Source organism: Xanthomonas sp. NCPPB 3583 (genome assembly GCF_041475715.2).
In the GTDB taxonomy this organism is placed as follows: Bacteria; Pseudomonadota; Gammaproteobacteria; order Xanthomonadales; family Xanthomonadaceae; genus Xanthomonas; species Xanthomonas euvesicatoria.
On the sequence record NZ_CM191263.1, the window covers coordinates 3,591,975 to 3,612,045 of the forward strand.

Sequence of the window (20,071 nt, forward strand, 5' to 3'; positions counted from 1 at the left end):
TGCGATGAGCCCACATGATCGATCTGCCCCGACGCCGCCTGCTGCAAGCCGGCCTCACCAGCGGCGCGGCCGCGTTGCTGCCCAGCATCGCGCGCGCCGCAGCCATCGCGCCGGACCGGCGCAGCGGCACGCTGGAGGACCTTCGGCATGTGGTGATCCTGATGCAGGAAAACCGCGCGTTCGATCATTACTTCGGCGCGCTGCCCGGCGTGCGGGGTTTCGGCGACCGTTTCCCGATCCCTGCGCCCCCCTTGCCGGGCGCACCGGCGCGCACGGTGTGGCTGCAACCCAGCGAGGACGGCCGCCAGTGGTTGACGCCATTCGCGTTGGACACGGCCGCGCAGTTCGGCTTCATGCGTGTCAAGGGCACCCCGCATAGCTGGCCGGATGCACAACAGGCCTGGGACCATGGACGGCTCGGGCACTGGGCTGCCGCCAAGCACAATCATGCACTGGGCTATTACACGCGCGCGGACATTCCGTTTCAGTACGCGCTGGCCGACGCCTTCACCATCTGCGATGCGTACCACGCTGCGATCCAGACCGGCACCAATTCCAATCGCGTGTTCCTGTGGACCGGCGGCAACGATCCGCAGGCGCGCGCAGGCGGCCCGGTGATCGGCAATTCGCACGACAACTTTGCGGAACTGGGCGGCTTTGCCGAGCCGTATCGTTGGGGCACCTACGTGCAAGCCCTGCAGAACGCCGGTGTGTCCTGGCAGATCTATCAGGACATGGCAGACAACTTCACCGACAACCCGCTGGCCGGCTTTGCGGCATTTCGACAGGCGTACAGCGCCGCGCCCGGACATGATCCGCAATTGCGCGCGCGTGGCGTGAGCACGCGCGGTCTCGCGCAGTTGCGCCAGGACGTACTGGGCGGGCGCCTGCCTGCAGTGAGCTACATCATTGCCGACGCGGCCGGCAGCGAGCATCCGGATCCGTCCAGCCCCGCCCAGGGCGCGGCCTACACCGCACGCGTGCTGGATGCGCTCACTGCCGATCCGGCGGTGTGGAGTCGCACCGCCTTGCTGGTGATGTTCGACGAGAACGACGGCTTCTTCGACCATCTGCCGCCGCCCGCACCGCCGTCGCCGGATGCACGCGCAACGGGCGGGTTTGCCGGCGCATCGACGCTGGCCACCGACGACGACTATCACCGCCACCCGGCGCCGGGCGAGCAGAACGTGGATCTTCCCGAGCTACGCGGGCGGCCCTATGGGCTTGGCCCGCGCGTGCCGATGTATGTGGTCTCGCCATGGAGCCGCGGCGGCTGGGTGGATTCGCAGGTGTACGACCACACCTCGGTGCTGCGCCTGCTCGAACGCCGCTTCGGCGTGCCCGCGCCGGAAATCACGCCCTGGCGGCGTGCAGTGTGCGGCGATTTGACCAATGCCTTCGATTTCCGCCAGGCCGATACGCGCGCGTTCGTCGCCGCGCTGCCGGATGTCGGTGCAACCGCTACGCGCGCGGCCGCCTTGCGCGAACACGCACTGCCGCCGTTGCCGGCCACGTTGCAGCCGCCCGAACAACCGTTCGGCGTGCGCCGCTCGCGTGGGCTGCCATATCGTCCCAGCGTGGAGCTGGCCCACCTGCCCGAGCGCGGCGAAGTGACGCTCCGCATGGCCAATGCGGGCGCGGCGGCGGTGCTGCATGTCTACGACCGCTTCGATCTAGCGGCAATTCCACGCCGCTACACAGTGGGAAACGACGCCATCGTGGACGGCACGTGGACCACCTACGACGGCCGCTACGATCTGTGGCTGCTCGGCCCCAACGGCTTCCATCGCCATTACCGCGGCGACCTCGATGCAGCGCCGCTGCTGGCCGAGATCGCGCAGGACGCCGACGATGCGCAAGTGCTGTGCCTGACCTTACGCAATCCCGGCGACCGCCCACTGCAGGTCACGCTGGAACCTGGTGCCTACACGCAAGCGCAACCGCGCGAGCGCATCACCATCGCTGCCGGCAGCGAGCACCATGAGCGCTGGAGCGCTGCACCGACCGGCGGCTGGTACGACCTGTGGCTGGTCCAGGGCGGAGCGCGCCAGCGCCTGGCCGGGCGCGTGGAAACCGGTAAGCCTGGCATCAGCGACCCAGCGCTCGGGGGGCCGGCACGGCTGTATCAGGACGATCCTCCCCGCATCGACGGCCCAGGACCTGCCTGAAACGCGCGGGATTGGCAGCGGGGATGCGGCACGAAGCGGATCGGTGTGCCGTCATCGGCTCGCCATCGTGGCGTCGCGCCCTGCATATCGGCGTCGCCGATGGCCTTGTTCCGTGCGGGCGGCAACAGGGTCTGCTGCCGCGGTCACACCATGCCTGGCACGGCAAGGACAGCCATCGATGCGCTGCCCCTGACCGCCCTTTGCCAACACACACCGCGTCGCCGGCCAAGCCGCCGGCGTGCACTACCAATGCAGCCAGTACCTGCAGTCGCCGATCGTCTGCGGCTGCGCGCCCGCGGAATAACGCTGCACGATCGCCGCGTGCCACTGCGCCCGTTGCGGCGTGCTGCCCACCTTGTTGGGGCAATCGACCATCGCCGCCAGCGGCAGGCCACCCAGCGCAGTGTCGGTGCTGGCCAGCGACTGCAACGCCTGATCGGACGCCCAGTCGGCAATCATCACCGCGCGGCGCCCGGACCGATAGGGTAGTTCGGAAGACCAGTCATCGCCGAAAGCCACCACCACGCCCTGCTCGGGGGTCGCGGCACGGATCTGTTCGGCGATCTGCGAGATCGGCGTCGGCGCACGCGCTTGCTTCATGTTCTTCAGCGAACTCACCAAGCCAGAGCCCAGTGACAACAGGCACAGGAACACCGCCAATGCCACACCGCGGCCGGGTTTACCGATCGCCTGGCCACGCTGCACCACCCACCAAAGCACCAGGCCGACGATCGACGCGGCGAACACCACCTGCGCGTACTGGTAATAGGGATGCACCACCTGCAGATTGGTGAAGGCCAGCATCGGCGCCAGGTAGGCGAGCAATAGCACTATCACCGCCGCACGGATCTGGCGGATCGACAAGCCGGCGATGAGGATGATCAGGAACACCCAGTTCGAACCGACCGGTCCGGCGAAGCGCTTCTTGAAGATGGTCCCCCACCAAATGGCCGGATCCAGGCGCTGCTGCAAGGTGCCGTAATTGAAGCCCGACAGGCTATCGGACGTAACTTGCTGACCCAAAACAGAGTGTGCCTTCAAGGCATCGGCGTGGTGCAGCCAGAGCAGCAGCGCCACCAGCGCTGCCACAGCCGCCACAGCGCCCCAGCCCAACAGCTTCCAGTGACCGACCAGCCACTGTGGACGCCAGCCATGCTCATGCAGCGCCACCCAGGCCAGGGCCAGGACGGTGAAGACAGCAAAACCGAAGAAGGTGGTGATCTTGATCAGTGCTGCCAGTACTGCGGCGGCAACGGCGGCCCCGCCATGCCAGGCCCGCGGCTGCACGTATAGCCGTGCCATCGCCCAGACGAACACCAGGCCGAAGAACACCGCGGTGGATTCCATCATCACCGAGCGCCCCCACAACTGGGCCAGCGGCGACACCGCGAACGCACCAGCGATGCACAGTGCCAGCACGCGGTCGGGGCGCAGTACCAGGGCAATGCGATAGCTCATCCAGATGCAGCCCACGTGAAACAGGGTGGACAACAAACGCCCGCTATTGTCGGCGCTCATGCCGGTGATTTTGGACAGCAACGCGGCCAGCCACTGGAACAGCGGCAGCTCGAACGGGATCGACCACGGCGCGCCGAGCACCGGCGTGAGATACGACAGGAAAGGGCCACCACGCAGCATCCAGTCGATCGAGAGGACGGTCTGCGTCTGCCTGAAACCGGACGCATCGATGGGCGGCATCGACCAGCTGAAGACCAGCATGATCAACAGCGCGATGGCCGAATAGCACAGCAGGATCCGGGCCGGCAGCAGGCCACGGTCGGGAGTCAGTTGCTGGGTCACGCGTCGCGCTCCTGTAGGCGCCGGCCATCAGGCACAAGGCGGCCGGGCGCGCAGTGTCGGTTCTGCGGGCAGCGAGCGCAAGCCGTCGCTGGCACCGGCAGCTACCAGGAACTGGCCGCAGCTGCCGGTCCAGCAATGCCATCACACCTGCGATCACCGTGGCGCACGCAATGATCGAGCTGCCGCCCCTTCAGCAGCGCGGACCGCTCGATGCAGCACGCCGATCGTGTGCAACCAGGTTTCCACCAACTGCGGCCACTGCGCGATCGGCAGCCCTTTGGCGCGCAGACCGAAGGCATGGCCACCCTGGGCGTACACATGCATTTCCACCGGCACGTCGGCATGGTTGAGCGCGACGTAGTAGGCCAGCACCTGCGAAACGCCGTCCACGTGATCGTCCTGCGCCTGCAACAGGAAGGTCGGCGGGGTATCGGCGACGACGCGAATGTCCGGACGCAGGTCCAGGTGGGTGGGATCGCGGGTGTCGTCATCCTCGTCTTCGTGCGCCCACAAATGGCCCGGATACACGGCAATGGCGAAATCCGGGCGACAGCTCACGCGATCGGCGGCATCCACCGGCAGATACGTGCGCGCTGCAAAATGGGTACTGATCGCGGCCACCAGGTGACCACCGGCAGAAAAGCCGAGCACACCGATCTTGTGCTGATCCACGGCCAACTGGTCCGCCCGCGCGCGCACCATCCCCAACGCTCGTTGGGCATCCTGCAGGGCTGTTTGCACCTTCGGATAATAGCGGCGGTCGTTGACCCAGGTCGGCCCCGAGTTCGGTACACGGTATTTCAACAGCACACAGGTGATACCGCGCGCGGTCAGCCAGTCGCAGATTTCGGTCCCTTCCAGATCCATGGCCAGGACTTGATAACCACCGCCGGGAAACACCAGCACCGCCGCGCCGGTGTTGTGAGCCTTGGGCTTGTATACCGTCATCGTCGGGCGGCTGACATCGCTGAGCTTGGTCCATGGGTAACGCCCCTCGCCGGTGCCCACCGATTCGGGCTTCGGGTGGCGCACCGCATCAGGCACCGCGCGCGGCCAAAGCGGTATTTCGACCTGACCAGGCGCTGGCTGCCAGGCGCGCGCCGGTGCGAGCCCATGCACAAGCAGCAGCGCAACTGCCATCCACCCATGACACGACCTGATTTGCACGATTGGACCTTGAAGGGTTGAAGAAACAGAAAGCACGTCGTGAACTCATGCGCGAATGACGCGCGTGAGACACCGGAGCCTTGCACTCACGCCGCGATGCTCTCGCGCACCGCGACCGCCACCGCCTTCAACGCCGCATCGCGTGCCGCGTCGTCGACCTTGGCACCGTTCAAGTACGTGGTCAGCAACAGGGGCGCGCTTCCCTTCGGTGGCCAGAGGATGGCGATGTCGTTGCGCGTGTCGGTGCCGTTGCTGCCGGTCTTGTCGCCGATCTTCCAGCTGGCCGTGAGCCCCGCACGCAGGCAATCGTCGCCGGTGCGATTGTCGATCATCCAGTCGGTCAGCTGCTTGCGCGAGGCTGGCTGCAGCGCGTCGCCAAGCAGCAGCGTGCGCAGCGTGGCGGCCATTGCCGCAGGCGTGGTGGTGTCGCGGGGGTCGCCGTCGGCGAACCGGTTCATCTGCGGCTCGTAGCGGTCGGTGCGGGTCTGGGCATCGCCGATACCGCGCAGGAACGCAGTCACCCCGGCCGGTTCGCCGACCAGCGGGAACAGCAGATTGGCGGCCGGGTTGTCGCTATAAATCATCGTGGCCCGGCAGAGCTCGCCAACACTGAGCGAACCGCCGACATGGCGTTCGGTCACCGGGGCATGCTCCAGCATGTCGGAGGCACGGATCCTGACCTGCTGCGCCAGCGTCAGCTTGCCCTGGTCCACCCGCCGCAGCACCGCGGCAGCCAATACAAATTTGAAGGTGCTGCACATTGGAAAGCGCTCGTCCTCGCGCTGCCCGAGGCGCTTGCCGGTGGCGCTGTCGAGCAGGCAGATGCCCAGCCGGCCTCCGGTGCCACGTTCGATCTGCGCCCACTGTGCCTGCAGCATGTCGTCCACGTTTACCGCGGGGGTGAGTGCCCATGCGGGTCTGGACGCTGCAAGCAGCACGCCAGCGCCGGTTGCGTGCAGGAACTGTCGCCGATTCAACATGCGGTTGCCTCCTTGAGAGAGCCCGCAGTATCGATGCGCAGGATGCAGCCGACCATCGCGATGTTTCGATCTCAGGCATGAATTGAACTAATCTCTACCCATGCCCCGCCCCCGCCTGCCGCTCAATGCCCTGCGCGCGTTCGAAGCCGCCGCGCGCCATCAGAATCTGACCCGCGCGGCCAATGAGCTATGCGTCAGCCAGGCCGCGCTGAGTCACCAGATCAAGGCGCTGGAGCAGCAGTTGGGCACCAGCCTGTTTCACCGCCTGCCGCGCGGTGTAGCGCTGACCGACGAAGGCGCCGCGCTGGCGCCGGTGCTCGGCGAGGCCTTCGACCGCATCGCCGCCACCTTGGAACGCTTTGCCGATGGCCGTTACCGCGAGGTGCTCAGCGTGGGCGTGGTCGGCACCTTCGCCACCGGCTGGCTGTTGCCACGGCTGGCTGCATTTCATGCAACGCACGCGGATATCGAACTGCGCCTGTCCACCCACAACAACCGCGTCGACCTGGCCGGAGAGGGCCTGGATCTGGCCATCCGCTTCGGCGATGGCGATTGGCAGGGCCAGGTTGCCGAAGCCGTGATGGAAGCGCCCTTCGCGCCGGTGTGCGCGCCGGCAATGGCGCGCGGCTTGCGCGTGCCGGAGGATCTGGCGCGTGTGCCGCTATTGCGCTCGTATCGCCTGGATGAGTGGCCGCAGTGGTTCCGCGCGGCGCGTGCGACGGAGGTGCCTGCGCGCGGCAGCATGTTCGATTCGTCGCTTACCCTGGCCAGCGCAGCGGCAGCCGGCGCCGGCGTGGCGTTGTTGCCGTTGCCGATGTTTCGCCAGGACCTGGATGCCGGGCGCCTGGTCTGCCCGTTCCCGATCACCATCGACGCCGGGCGCTACTGGCTGACGCGGCTACGGTCGCGGCCGCAAAGCGATGCCGGGCGCCGGTTGCGCGATTGGCTACTGGCCCAACAGCACGTCAGCAGCTGAGCAGCGCTGCCACTCTCAGAGCGCCTTGGATGTCTTTCCCACCCGCAAGGCCAACTGGCGAAACGCCTCGAACTGCGCCCTGTCGGCGAACCAGTGCGGGCAGAACAGCTCGAACAGCCGGTCGTTGTGGTACAGCAACAGCACCCGGTCGTTTTCGCGGATGCGCATGTAATCGGACCAGGGCCGGCGGAAATGCCCGTCCGCCCAGGTGACTTCCAGACCGTTTTCGTCCCACGCATAGGTGTAGGTATGCCGCAGCGAGGCCTGCTGCGCATGCAGGCGTTTGATCCGCCGCGGCAGGCCCCACACGTGCAACGCCACCAGGCCGAGCAACCCACCGCCACCGCCGCCGATCAGCACCGGGCCGATAATCTCGCTCGCGCCGCTCAGGTGCAGCAGCCCCGCTCCGATCAACAGCAGGACTGCCAGAAACACGAGCAGGCGTTTCGCATCGTGACGCGCATGCAAGCGCTGCGCGGCCAGATGGTCTTCCAGACTGATGGTGACGCTGATCATGCGCGCGACATCCGTGTGTGGCTCAACGCGCAGCGTAACCCACGCGCTTTCATCGTGGCCAACACGACGCAGCGCGCAGGCAGCCGCTAGGTGTAGACCAGGCGCGGCAACCGCGATGTACGCCTGGTACATCTCGCAACGACCATCTGACACGCCATCGTACGGTTGCGCAGGCGTTTTTGTCAGTGACGCTTACGCACCGTCGATCAACTCCATCCATGCGGTCTCGGCTTCAGCCAGCTGCTGCGCGGTTGCTTCGCGGTCGCGTCCGAGCACCGCCATCTTTTCGCTGTCGGCGTAGTTGCCGGGATTGGCCAGCTCGCGATCCAGCGCAGCGAGCGCCGCTTCCAGCTCGCCGACGCGCTTTTCGGCACTGGCCAGCTTGTGCGGGTTGACGGCTTTTTTCGGCGGCAGCGGCTTGGTCGGCGGTGGCGGGGTCGGCGCCGCCTCGGCCATCTTCTGCTTGGTCCCCTGCGCGGCCGGGCGGCTCCGCAACCAGGCGGCGTATTCGTCCAGGTCACCGGCGAACGGCTCGACCACGCCATCGGCCACGCGCCAGAAACTGTCGCAGACCAGGCCGATCAGATGGCGATCGTGCGAGACCATCACGATGGCGCCTTCGAAATCGCTCAGCGCCTCGGCCAGCGCTTCGCGCATTTCCAGGTCCAAGTGGTTGGTCGGTTCGTCCAGCAGCAGCACGTTCGGCTGCTGCCAGGCGATCAACGCCAGCGCCAGGCGCGCGCGCTCGCCGCCGGAGAAACCATCCACCACTTCGAAGGCGCGGTCACCGGCAAAATTCCATTTCCCCAAAAAGTCGCGGAACGCCTGGTTGGAACCATCCGGCGACAACTCACGGAAATGGTCCATCGGCGATTGGCCTTCGTGCAGCGACTCCACCGTGTGCTGGGCGAAGTAGCCGATGCGCAAATCCGGATGTGCGCTGCGCTCGCCTGCCAGCGGTGCCAGTTCGCCCACCAAGGTCTTGACCAGGGTGGACTTACCCGCGCCATTGGGCCCAAGCAAACCAATCCGGTCACCCGCCTCTAGCCCGAATCCAACATCATGCAGCACGGTAATGGCATCGCTGGAACCACGCTTTTGCGATTCCCCATTCCCCATTCCCGATTCCCGCGGCACAGCGGCATAGCCGCAAGCCGCATGATTCAACCGGATCAGCGAGAACGGCAGCCGGCTGGGCTGCGCGAACTGGATGCGGAACTCGCGCTCGGCGCGCACCGCCTCGGTGCCGGCCATCTTGGCCAGCCGCTTCATGCGGCTCTGCGCCTGGGTCGCCTTGCTGGCCTGCGCCTTGAAGCGGTCGATGAAGCTCTGCAGATGCGCGCGCTCGGCCTGTTCCTTCTCGTGCGCGATCTGCTGCTGGCGCAAATGCTCGATGCGCTGGCGTTCGAAATCGGTGTAGCCGCCGACATACAGCTTGGCGGTGCCGCCATGCAGGTGCAGGGTGTGGGTGGCCACGTTGTCGAGAAATTCGCGGTCGTGCGAAATCAGCAGCAGCGTGCCCGGGTACTTGAGCAACCACTGCTCCAGCCACAGCACCGCATCCATGTCCAGGTGGTTGGTCGGCTCGTCGAGCAGCAGCAGGTCGCTGGGCATCATCAGCGCGCGCGCCAGATTCAGCCGCACCCGCCAGCCGCCGGAGAACGACGACACCGCGCGATGGTGCGTGTCGGCCGGGAAGCCCAGGCCGTGCAGCAACTTGCCGGCGCGCGCTTCGGCGTCGTAGGCGCCGATCTCGGCCATCTTCTGGTGTGCATTGGCCACTGCCTCCCAGTCCTCGCGCGCGGTAGCTGCGGCTTCTTCCTGCAGTACCGCAGACACCTCGATGTCCCCGCCCAGTACGAACGACAGCGCCGGGTCGGGCAGCGAGGGAGTTTCCTGCGACACGCTGGCCGTGCGCACCTTGCCGGGCAGATCGACATCGCCCTTGTCGGCCTCCAGCTCGCCCTTCACCGCAGCGAACAGGCTGGACTTGCCGGTGCCGTTACGGCCCACCACACCGACGCGGTAGCCGGCGTGCATGGTCAGGTCGACGTTGGAGAGCAGCAGACGCTCGCCGCGTCGCATGGAGAAGTTACGCAGGGAAATCATTGATGGACAGTCCGATAGAACGAAAAGGAATGAGCAGATGAGCAGCATTCCTGCGACGCCATTCTAGCGTTAACGAATAATTAGCGCCTTCAGCGTGGCCGCCGTCTTGTTCGCCCTCCCGCGACCGCCGCCTGCCTAGCCTTGCCTGGTCCTGCCTGGACCCACGTTTTCGGAGTTGTCATGAACGCCCCCCTTTCCGCGCTTGCGACCGCCGTGGTCGCTGCACTGCTTGCTTCCCCCGCCCTGGCCCAGACCGCCGCCCCGGCCAACACCCTGGATACGGTCATCGTCACCGGTACCCGCGTGTCGGACCGCACCGTGGCCGAGTCGCAGTCGCCGATCGACATCATCAGCGCCGAATCGCTGCAAGCCACCGGCACCCCGGAACTGGCCACCGCACTGGCGCGCGCCCTGCCATCGCTGAACTTCCCGCGCCCTGCCCTGAGCGACGGCACCAGCGCGATCCGTCCCGCGCAGCTGCGCGGCCTGTCGCCCGACCAAGTGCTGGTGCTGGTCAATGGCAAGCGTCGCCACACCTCCTCGCTGCTCAACCTCAACGGCACCATCGGTCGTGGCGCGGCGGCGGTGGATCTGAACACCATCCCGGTCGCGGCCATCGCGCGGGTGGAAGTGCTGCGCGACGGCGCCTCGGCGCAGTACGGCTCCGACGCCATTGCCGGCGTGGTCAACATCGTGCTCAAGGGCGCAGAAAAGGGCGGCAGCCTGCAAGCCGGCTTCGGCCAGTATTCGGCTGGCGACGGCAACAACTACGAGCTCTCCGGCGACACCGGCGTGGCCTACGGCGGCGACCGTGGCTGGCTGCACGTGGCCGCCCAGCTCAACCAGCAGGACCCGACCGACCGTGCACGCGCCTACGCCGGCGCGCCCAGCGTCTCGCAGCCGGCAGTCGGCCAGAAGGCGTTCAAGATCGGCGACCCGGAGGTCAATGCGCAGGCGGTCTCGGCCAATACCGAATTCGCCTTCAGCGACAGCATCACCGGCTATGCGTTCGCCACCGCCAGTAACCGCGACATCACCTCGTTCGCGTTCTTCCGCGCGCCGGGCAGCAGCCAGAACATCCTGTCGGTGTATCCGCAGGGCTTCCTGCCGGAAATCCAGACTTACGCCAAGGACCGCTCGCTGGTGGCCGGCGTGCGCGGCTCCACTGCCAGCGGTTGGGACTGGGACGCCAGCTACAACTACGGCTACAACCGCATCGATTTCCACACCCGCAATACGCTCAATGTCAGCCTGGGGCCGACCTCGCCCACGGCGTTCTACGACGGCGCGCTGGAAACTACGCAGAACATCGTCAACCTGGACGTCAAGCGCGGCTTCGATTGGGGCCTGGCGTATCCGGTAACGGTGGCCTTCGGCGCCGAATACCGCAACGAAAAGTGGAACCAGTCGCCGGGCGAAGTGGGCTCGTATTTCCAGGCAGGCACGCTGGCCGGTGGCGCGCAGGGATTCGGCGGCTTCGCTCCTAGCGTGTCGGGCCGCTACTCGCGCGACAGCTACGCGTTGTACGCCGACATCGAAGCCGACTTCACCGACAAGTTCTCTGCCGGCCTGGCCGGCCGCTACGAGGACTACAGCGATTTCGGCAGCCAGGCCTCGGGCAAGTTCTCCGCGCGCTATGCGTTCACCGACAGGATCGCATTGCGCGGCACGGTGTCCTCGGGCTTCCGCGCGCCGTCGCTGGCGCAGCAGTATTTCCAGTCCACCAGCACCACCTTCCTGGCCGGCAACCCGAACCCGTTCGAGATTCGCACCTTCCCCGCCGACAGCACCGTGGCGCGCGCGCTCGGCGCCGAGCCGCTGGATGCGGAAACCTCGCTGTCCTACAGCCTGGGCCTTGTGCTGCAGCCCACTGATGCGCTCTACCTCACCGTGGATGCGTACCAGATCGATGTGGACGACCGTATCGTGCTGTCGTCCAACCTGACCGGCGCGGGCGTGCGCAGTCTGTTGGAGTCGCAGGGCATCTTCGGCATCAATGGCGGGCGTTACTTCACCAATGCGGTGGATACGCGTACGCGCGGCGTGGACGTGGTGGGCAGCTACCGCTGGCAGCTGGCCGCCAGCAGCGTGGACCTGACTGCCGGCTATAACTATTCGGAAACCGAAGTGCGCAGCGTGGCCGCCAACCCGGCCGCGTTGTCGGCCAACGGGCTGAGCCTGGAGCGCATCGACCGCACCGAGCGTGGCCGCATCGAAGCAGGCTTCCCGCGCGACAAGTTCCTGATCAACGGCAGCTGGAACTCCGAACACTGGACGCTGGCCCTGGGGGCCACGCGCTATGGCAAGTACAGCACCCGCCCAGCGGACGCGAGCAACGACCAGACCTTCGGCGCCAAGTGGGTGGTGGATGCATCGGCCAGCTACAAGATCGATCGCTGGACGCTGACGCTGGGCGCAGACAATGTGCTGGATCAATACCCGGACGAAAACAACTTCGCCAATTCCACCAGCGGACAATTCCCGTACAGCAATCTGTCGCCGTTCGGCTTCAATGGTGCGTACGTGTATGGGCGCATCAACTACCGCTGGTAAGCGCTGCGCTTGAGCAGCCGAGGTTGTCTTTGTGATCGTGAGGCGGGCGATGCGATCGGCCATCTCGCGATCAGCGCGAGACATCCGCCGCATTTGCTGTGATCAGCAAATGCAACTTCGCTGCATGCATGGCGTGTCGCCATTGCATCCTTCGACATCCAGGGTCGACCACGCGCCCCGGCCAGCCCGGGGCGTGTGCGCATCTGCCTAAGGTCTTTTTGGAACGGCACACAAACTCGCTGCCGGCACCAGGCGGACGCGGCCGCGGCATCGACTCTGTATGCACTGCGGTTGGTGTCGCCGTCGGCGCGCACCTGACGGAATACGCGCGACGCGTTGGTCGCCACTATGCGCACCGTATCGCTGCGAGGTGAAGACCTGCCGGCAGCTGCGGTGGTATCAACGGTGCTCCCGTCATTGCCGGAGCACGCTCCATGGAAACATCGCAGCTGTCGCGCGGACGCTTGATCGACCATCTGCACCTGGTGGTGCAGGACCTGCCGGCCAGCCGGCGCTTCTACCAGGCTGTGCTGGACGTTCTTGGGATTCCGGTCGGCGGCGAAGGCGATGGGTTCTTCTGGGCCGACGAATTATTCGTTTCCGACCGCGACACGGTGGCACAGGGCGTGCTCACCGGCCGCCACCACCTGGCATTTCAGGCACGCGATGTGGCAATGGTGCATGCCTTCCATCAAGCGGCGCTCGCCCACGGTGGTCGCGACAATGGTGCGCCCGGCCTGCGCCCCTATCACCCGCAGTACTACGCCGCGTTCGTGCTCGATCCGGACGGCAACAACATCGAAGCGGTCTTCCATGGTGTTGCGCAACGCAGTGCTGATGCGGTGCAGATCACATTCTGATGCACAAGTTTCATAACTGGTATTGCCGTCCACTATGGTGCAAGCGAGCGCCTGCCCCAGCAGGTCTGGTGCAGGCGTCGCATCACTTTGGTGCACGATGACAACGTTGCCAGTAGCACGTCAGAGATGACAGTTGCTTGCGCAACGTAACCAAAATTTGACATGCGGTTACACGTGGTTAATGGTTGAGAACGCACCGCAGCTGCCGCGATGGACGCGGCCCGGGAGGGGGCCCCTGCGATGCATCCGTTCCCCACTCGGAGTTGTCACCGCATGAATTGCAAGACCAGTCCACTCGCAGTCGCCGTTGTTCTTGCACTGTCGTTTTCCGCTTCAACCGCGTCTGCGCAATCGCAGGCGCCGGCCCAGAAAACACTGGACACCCTGATCGTGACCGGCACGCGTGTGGCCGATCGCACGGTCGCCGAATCGGCATCGCCGATCGACATCATCTCGCCGCAGGCACTGGAATCGACCGGCACCACCGAATTGGCGACCGCGCTCTCACGCGCGATTCCCTCGCTCAATTTTCCGCGCCCGGCCATCTCCGACGGCTCCGACGCGGTGCGCCCGGCACAGTTGCGCGGCCTGTCGCCCGATCAGGTGCTGGTGCTGGTCAACGGCAAGCGCTATCACAGCACGGCGTTGATCAATCTCAACGATACCCAGGGGCGTGGCTCTTCGCCGGCAGACCTCAACACCATCCCGATCGCCGCGGTGGAGCGCATCGAAGTGCTGCGCGATGGTGCGTCTGCGCAATACGGCTCGGACGCCATCGCCGGCGTGATCAATGTCGTGCTCAAGGGCAGCGGCGAAGGCGGCAGCATCAATGGCCGCTACGGCAAGTACAGCGCTGGCGACGGCGAGCAGTACCAACTGTCCGGCGATGCCGGTTTCAGCTTCGCCGGCACCGGCAAGGTGCACCTGGCCGCACAGGCCGGGCACTCGGATCAGACCAACCGCGCGTTGCCGTTCCAGGGCCGTGTGGAGCAGCGTTATGGCGACCCCGACATCGACCAGGGCGCGCTCTCGTTCAACGGCGAATACAGCCCCACCGATTACCTCACGTTCTATTCGTTCGGCATGGTGAGCCGGCGCGAAGTGCTGTCCAACGGCTATTTCCGCTTTGCCGGTGATAATCGCAACCGCCCGGAAATCTATCCGGACGGCTTCCTGCCGCAGATCTACAACGTCAGCAAGGACGTCTCGTGGGTAGGCGGCTTGAAGACCTCCACCGAAGGGGGCTTGAACATCGATCTGAGCTACAACTACGGCCAGAACAATCTCACCTTCGATGTGCGCAACAGCTTGAACAACAGCTTGGGGCTGGCCAGCCCGACCGACTTCCACGCCGGTACGCTGGAAGTGACGCAGAACGTACTCAATGCCGATTTCACCAAGACGCTGGATTGGGGCCTGGCCTATCCGGTGACGCTGGCCTTCGGTGCCGAATGGCGCGGCGAGAAATTCAACGAATCGCCTGGCGATGCGGCTTCCTCGGCCAACGGCGGTATTCCCTCGGCCAACGGATCGTTGATTCCCGGCGCGCAGGTGTTTCCGGGCTTCAAGCCCTCCGATGCCGGTTACTACAACCGCAACAGTCATTCGTTCTACGCCGACCTGGAAACCGATTTGACCGAGAAGTTCTCGGCCGGGCTGGCCGGGCGCTACGAGAAGTACAGCGACTTCGGCGACACCGCCACCGGCAAGCTGTCGCTGCGCTATGCCTTTACCGACAAGGTGGCGGTACGTGCGACTGCATCCACCGGCTTCCGCGCGCCGTCGCTGCAGCAGCAGAACTTCCAGTCGATCGCCACCCAGTTCCTCAACGTGGCGCAGCCCAACGGCACGGTGACCGCGATTCCGTTCGAGATCGGCACCTTCCGTACCGACAACCCTGCCGCGATCGCGCTCGGTGCCGAACCGCTCAAGGCCGAAGAATCCAAGAATTACGGCCTGGGCGTGGTGTTGCAGCCGGTGGAGAATCTGTACATCACGGTGGATGCGTATCGCATCGATATCGACGACCGCATCGTGCTGTCTGAAAACCTCACCTCGACTGCGGTCCGCAACTACCTGCAGGCCAATGGGTTCCCGGGCATCGGTGGCGGGCGTTACTTCACCAATGCGGTAGACACCAAGACGCAAGGCGTCGATGCGGTCGGCACCTATCGCTGGAACCTGGATGGCGGCAGCGCAGAGCTGACCTCCGGCTACAACTACAACAAGACCGAAATCAAACGCATCGCCGATAACCCGGCAGCGCTGATGGCGATCGATCCGAGTGCGGTGCGCATCGGTCGCGCCGAAATCGGCCGTATCACCGAAGGCACGCCGCGCGACAAGTTCTTCCTTGGCGGGACCTGGTCGCCGGGCAACTGGTCGTTCACCGGCACCGCCACGCGCTGGGGCGAGTTCAGTACGTTCGGCACCAACGCCGGCAGCGACCAGACCTACGCGGCCAAGTGGACGCTGGATCTGGCCGCGTCCTACAAGTTGGGCGCGTGGAATTTCACCATCGGTGGCGACAACGTGCTCAACGAATATCCGGACCGCCAGCAAGCCGGCTTGGGCACGCGCACTTACCTGCCCTACAGCAGCGCCTCGCCGTTCGGTTTCAACGGCGCGCTGGTCTATGCAAACGTGAACTACAAGTGGTAACTCCCAAATGCCGGTCGGTCACGGCCGGCATTTGAGTCGCGCGGCACTGCATGTCTGACGTGTCGCCGACGTCACCGTCCCTGGCCACCCTCGCACACATGAGGTGGCCAGGTTAGACGCTCTCCGCTGCACGTTGCACCGCTTCAGCAAGGATGCGCGCAGCAAAGTGCGCAAGGCGCCACACCGCGCATTGCCGGTTGCTGCCCTCTTCGCGCGCACTGCTCCGTCCTGCGGACGCATGCGGCGCGCAGGCATGGCCGATTACCCGTTCGCAGTTGCATTCCCCGGTATTTACGGTGCTTCGTCGCTACGTCCATCACTCCTTTCGAGCCTTGACTCCCATGCACAACTCCAACGCACTTTCGCTGGCGATTTCAGTCGCACTCACCGTCTGTTCCTTCGCTGCCAGTGCGCAGTCGCAATCGACCCAGCCGCAGAAAACCCTCGACACCCTGATCGTCACCGGTACGCGCGTCAGCGACAGGACCGTGGCCGAATCCGAATCGCCGATCGACATCATCTCCGAGGAGTCCCTGCAGGCCACCGGCGCCACCGACGTCGCCACCGCGCTCGGCAAGCTGTTGCCGTCGCTGAACTTCCCGCGCCCGGCCATCGCCGACGGCAACGACGCCGCCCGTCCCGCCACGCTGCGCGGGCTGTCGCCGGACAACGTGCTGGTGCTGGTCGACGGCAAGCGCTATCACACCTCCTCGCTGGTGAACTACAACCCCTATGTCGGTCGTGGTTCAGCGCCGGCCGATCTCAACTCGCTGCCGATGTCGGCGATCGCCCGCATCGAGGTGCTGCGCGATGGCGCGTCGGCGCAATACGGCTCCGACGCGATCGCCGGCGTGGTCAACATCGTGCTCAAGCATGGCGCCGCGGCCGGCAGCAACAGCATTTCGGTCAATGGCGGCATCATGGACAAGGGCGACGGCGCACAGAACGGCGTCGACGGCTCGGTCGGCCTGCCGTTCGGCGCCACCAGCGGCGACACCGCGCCTGGCTGGGTGCGGCTGTCGTGGAATTACCAGAATTCGATGGACACCAACCGCAGCGAGAACACCAATCGCGCCACCACGCTTGCCGGCGCCGCCAATCCCAGCGGCGTGCCCTACCAGCGCCATGGCGATCCGGATGCCAGGTTCTACCAGGGCCTGGTCGCGTTCGGTTATGACTTCACGCCCAACGTCGAGCTGTATGGCCATCTGAGCCTCAGCCGCCGCGAAGTGACCTCCAACGGCTACTACCGTGCCTACGACAACACCGACCGCAACGTGCAGGCGGTGTATCCCAACGGCTTCCTGCCGCAGATCTACAACCCGATCAACGACCGCTCGGCGGTGCTCGGCGTCAAGGGCACCACGGCCAGCGACTGGCATTGGGACGTGTCGGCCACCTATGGCAAGAACGACATGACCTTCAACATCCTCAACAGCATCAACACCAATCTGTACTGGAGCACGGGCAGCTCGCCGACGAACTTCAATTCCGGCGGTTTCGAAACCGAACAAGGCACGCTCAACGCCGACTTCAACAAGTCCTTCGATTGGGGCCTGGCCTATCCGGTCAATCTGGCCTTCGGTGTGGAACATCGCCAGGACCGCTACGAGATCGTCGCCGGCTCGCCGGCGTCGTATTTCTTCGACCCCGACACCATCAACCCGGAAACCGGAACCCCGTACCCCGGCGGTGCGCAGGTGTTCTCCGGTCTGGAGCCCTCGGTAGCGGGCAAGTTCGGCCGTCACAGCAACGCGGCCTATGCAGCGCTGGAAGCGGACCTGACCGACAAGCTGTCCGGTGGCATCGCCGGGCGTTACGAGAACTACAGCGATGCCGGTTCCACCCGCTCTGGCAAGCTGTCGGCACGCTATGCGTTCACCGATACGTTCTCCATGCGTGCCACGGTTTCCAACGGCTTCCGTGCGCCCTCGCTGGCGCAGCAGAACTACGCCTCGGTGGTGACCCTGCCGCAGGACGGGCAGCTGATCCAGGTCGGCACCTATCGCACTTCCGACCCGATCGCCGTGCAGCTGGGCGCGCGCCCGCTGAGCCCGGAAAAGTCCACCAACTACGGGATCGGCAGCGTCTGGCAGCCGACCGCCAACTTCACCTCGACGCTGGACGTGTACCAGATCCGCATCTGGGACCAGATCCTGTATTCGGACCAGATCCAGCTCGCCCAGCCGATCGGCCAGGTGGGTGCGGTGCAATTCTTCGTCAACGGCGCCACCAGCCGCACGCGCGGCGTCGACTGGGTGAACAGCTATCGGGCCGATCTCGGTGCCGGCGGCAGCCTCAACCTGAGCGCCAGCGCCAATTACAACAAGACCAAGATCCTGGAGCTGTCCAATCCGAACTTCGGACGTGCCAGCCAGGGCCTGTTGACCGAATCCACGCCACGCACCAAGTACATGCTGGCAGCAGACTGGACCTTGGGCGGCTTCTCGCTCAACGGCAATGCCACCCGCTATGGCGCGATCAAGCGCATCGGCGATCCGGCCGACGGCAGCCAGGACCAGACCTATTCGGCGCGCTGGATCCTCAATCTGGCGGCCAACTACACCTGGCAGGCGCTGACCTTCACCGTGGGTGCCGACAACGTCACCAACCAGTATCCAACCAAGGCACAGCTGACCACCGGCTACGATGATCGCGCCAGCGGTCTGCAGTATTCCTCGTTGTCGCCGTTCGGCTTCAACGGTCGCTACTGGTACGGCCGGGTGACCTACCGCTTCTGATCGGCCGGCTCGAGCGAACCTGCCGATCCGCGCATGTGTATACGCAAACACCGCCGAGTGATCGGCGGTGTTTGTCGTTGTGGGCATCTCGATTCGGGTGCCGCGGCCGTGCCTCATCTGCCGCGACGATCGCCAGCGCAGTGATTGCCGCTGCGATGCCGTCCCGGCAGGTCACGCCACTGCACTGCCTGGCCGCGGCTCACCAGGAGGCGAGCAGCGTATCGACACCGCGCAGGTTGGCGCGGTCGTTCCAGCTCAGCGTGTCCAGCTGCTCCAGCCGAAGCGCCGGCAGACGCGCCAGCAGGCAGGCCAGTGCCGCTTCCACTTCGATCAGGGCCAGCCGGTTGCCCAGGCAGTGGTGGATACCACCACCGAGCGACAGCGCGCGGCCCTGCTGGCGGCGGATATCCAGCACCTGCGGGTCGGTGAACTGCAGCGTGTCGTGATTGGCCGCGCCCAGCATCAGATACAGCATGGCGCCCCGGGGAACCGCCACGCCCTCGATCTGGAAATCCTGCAAGGCGGTGCGCGTGGCCATCTGCACCGAGCTGTCGTAGCGCATGCATTCGAGCACTGCATTGGGCAGCAGGCCCGGGGTTTCCTGCAGCAGGCGCAATTGCTGCGGATGCCGATGCAGCGCGACCAGCGCATTGCAGATCATGTTGGAGGTGGTTTCGTGGCCGGCAAAGAACAGCAGGATCACGTTGGAGACGATCTCCTCCTCGCTCAGGCGGCGGCCGTTGTCCTCGGCCTGGATGAAGCGCGCGATCAGATCGTCGCCGCCAGCGCTGCGACGTTGCGCGATCACGCCGTGGAAATATGTTGCCAGCTGGTCGTACGCAACGCTGGTGGCCTGCAGTTCTTCCGCCGTCATCATCGGATCGAAGACTTTCGCCAGCGCGCTGGTCGCGTGACTCAGCGCGGTGACATCGGCTGCATCGATATCCAGCATCCGGTAGATGATGGCGATCGGCAGCGGGAACGCGAACTCGGCCAGCAGATCGCAGTGCCCGTTGGCCTGGAAAGCGTCGATCAACCCGGCGGCGGTATCGCTGGCTACCTCACGCATGGACTCCATCTGCCGCGCACCGAAGGCCTGCGTCATCAGTCCGCGCAACTGCGTGTGCAGCGGCGGATTGAGCAGCAGGAACATGCGGCTCATGCCCTGGAACAGCGGCAGGTGCACCGCCGCCTCGCCGTAACGCAGACGAATGCTTTGCAGATAGTCGCGACCGACCCGACGGTCGCTGAGCAGGCGATCGACCACGGCGTAGCGGCCGGACATCAGCCGCCCGTCCGCCACCTGCACCAGTGGGCCTTCTTCGCGCAGGCGTGCGTATGTCGGATAGGGATCGTGGCGGAACTGGGGTGTTGCCAAATCGCTGAGATGCATGGCCTGGCTCATGTGGCATCTCCCCCGAAATAGGGGCGATGCATGCGTACACCTGCCCAAGGACGCAGGTGCTCCACGGAATGCCCGGATTATCTGCATGCGTCGCGCCCCGGCCTTGCGCAAGCGCGAAGCGGTGTCGTCAATGTT

Annotated in this window: 12 protein-coding genes; 6 read left to right on the plus strand and 6 right to left on the minus strand. The window is 65.4% G+C overall.

The window, feature by feature from the left end; all coding sequences use genetic code 11:
• The first annotated feature begins 14 nt into the window (after window positions 1–14).
• Window positions 15–2,168 carry a phosphocholine-specific phospholipase C gene (locus ACCQ07_RS15605; protein ID WP_372363437.1) on the plus strand — a complete coding sequence of 718 codons (2,154 nt, stop codon included), beginning with the start codon at window positions 15–17 and terminating at the stop codon, window positions 2,166–2,168.
• Between the two features lie 243 nt (window positions 2,169–2,411).
• Here ACCQ07_RS15605 and ACCQ07_RS15610 read toward each other — a convergent pair whose 3' ends face one another.
• From ACCQ07_RS15610 to bla, 3 genes are all read right to left on the minus strand, one after another.
• The gene (locus ACCQ07_RS15610; protein ID WP_372363438.1) at window positions 2,412–3,968 is read right to left on the minus strand and encodes an ArnT family glycosyltransferase; all 1,557 of its coding nucleotides are present in this window, start codon (window positions 3,966–3,968) and stop codon (window positions 2,412–2,414) included.
• Between the two features lie 153 nt (window positions 3,969–4,121).
• Window positions 4,122–5,108, minus strand: coding sequence for an alpha/beta hydrolase (locus tag ACCQ07_RS15615; RefSeq protein WP_371892674.1), 987 nt, complete (start codon window positions 5,106–5,108; stop codon window positions 4,122–4,124).
• Between the two features lie 113 nt (window positions 5,109–5,221).
• Window positions 5,222–6,115: a class A beta-lactamase gene (gene bla / locus ACCQ07_RS15620; RefSeq protein ID WP_372363439.1), complete on the minus strand. Its 894-nt coding sequence runs from the start codon at window positions 6,113–6,115 to the stop codon at window positions 5,222–5,224.
• Window positions 6,116–6,215: 100 nt separating this feature from the next.
• Between bla and ampR the strand changes: the two genes are divergently transcribed.
• Entirely contained in the window at window positions 6,216–7,091 is an 876-nt protein-coding gene (gene ampR / locus ACCQ07_RS15625; protein WP_008578086.1) for a LysR family transcriptional regulator AmpR, read from the plus strand.
• A 15-nt stretch (window positions 7,092–7,106) separates the two neighbouring features.
• Here the strand turns inward: ampR and ACCQ07_RS15630 are convergent, their stop codons facing one another.
• Both ACCQ07_RS15630 and ACCQ07_RS15635 read right to left on the minus strand, forming a co-directional pair.
• Window positions 7,107–7,607: a YcxB family protein gene (locus ACCQ07_RS15630; RefSeq protein ID WP_372363440.1), complete on the minus strand. Its 501-nt coding sequence runs from the start codon at window positions 7,605–7,607 to the stop codon at window positions 7,107–7,109.
• A 192-nt stretch (window positions 7,608–7,799) separates the two neighbouring features.
• Window positions 7,800–9,716, minus strand: a complete 1,917-nt coding sequence (locus ACCQ07_RS15635; protein WP_372363441.1) for an ABC-F family ATP-binding cassette domain-containing protein — start codon at window positions 9,714–9,716, stop codon at window positions 7,800–7,802.
• Window positions 9,717–9,896: 180 nt separating this feature from the next.
• On the opposite strand from ACCQ07_RS15635, the gene ACCQ07_RS15640 reads away from it, so the two are divergent.
• The 4 genes from ACCQ07_RS15640 (at window position 9,897) to ACCQ07_RS15655 (ending at window position 18,531) form a co-directional block, all read left to right on the plus strand.
• Entirely contained in the window at window positions 9,897–12,269 is a 2,373-nt protein-coding gene (locus tag ACCQ07_RS15640) for a TonB-dependent receptor plug domain-containing protein (RefSeq protein ID WP_209261313.1), read from the plus strand.
• Window positions 12,270–12,703: 434 nt separating this feature from the next.
• Window positions 12,704–13,129 (plus strand): VOC family protein, encoded by a 426-nt coding sequence (locus ACCQ07_RS15645; protein ID WP_008571081.1) that lies wholly within the window; start codon window positions 12,704–12,706, stop codon window positions 13,127–13,129.
• A gap of 273 nt (window positions 13,130–13,402) precedes the next feature.
• Window positions 13,403–15,790 (plus strand): TonB-dependent receptor plug domain-containing protein, encoded by a 2,388-nt coding sequence (locus ACCQ07_RS15650; RefSeq protein ID WP_014090819.1) that lies wholly within the window; start codon window positions 13,403–13,405, stop codon window positions 15,788–15,790.
• A 341-nt stretch (window positions 15,791–16,131) separates the two neighbouring features.
• Window positions 16,132–18,531 carry a TonB-dependent receptor plug domain-containing protein gene (locus tag ACCQ07_RS15655; protein WP_008571079.1) on the plus strand — a complete coding sequence of 800 codons (2,400 nt, stop codon included), beginning with the start codon at window positions 16,132–16,134 and terminating at the stop codon, window positions 18,529–18,531.
• A gap of 199 nt (window positions 18,532–18,730) precedes the next feature.
• Here the strand turns inward: ACCQ07_RS15655 and ACCQ07_RS15660 are convergent, their stop codons facing one another.
• Window positions 18,731–19,924 carry a cytochrome P450 gene (locus ACCQ07_RS15660; RefSeq protein WP_372364154.1) on the minus strand — a complete coding sequence of 398 codons (1,194 nt, stop codon included), beginning with the start codon at window positions 19,922–19,924 and terminating at the stop codon, window positions 18,731–18,733.
• Window positions 19,925–20,071: the final 147 nt, after the last annotated feature.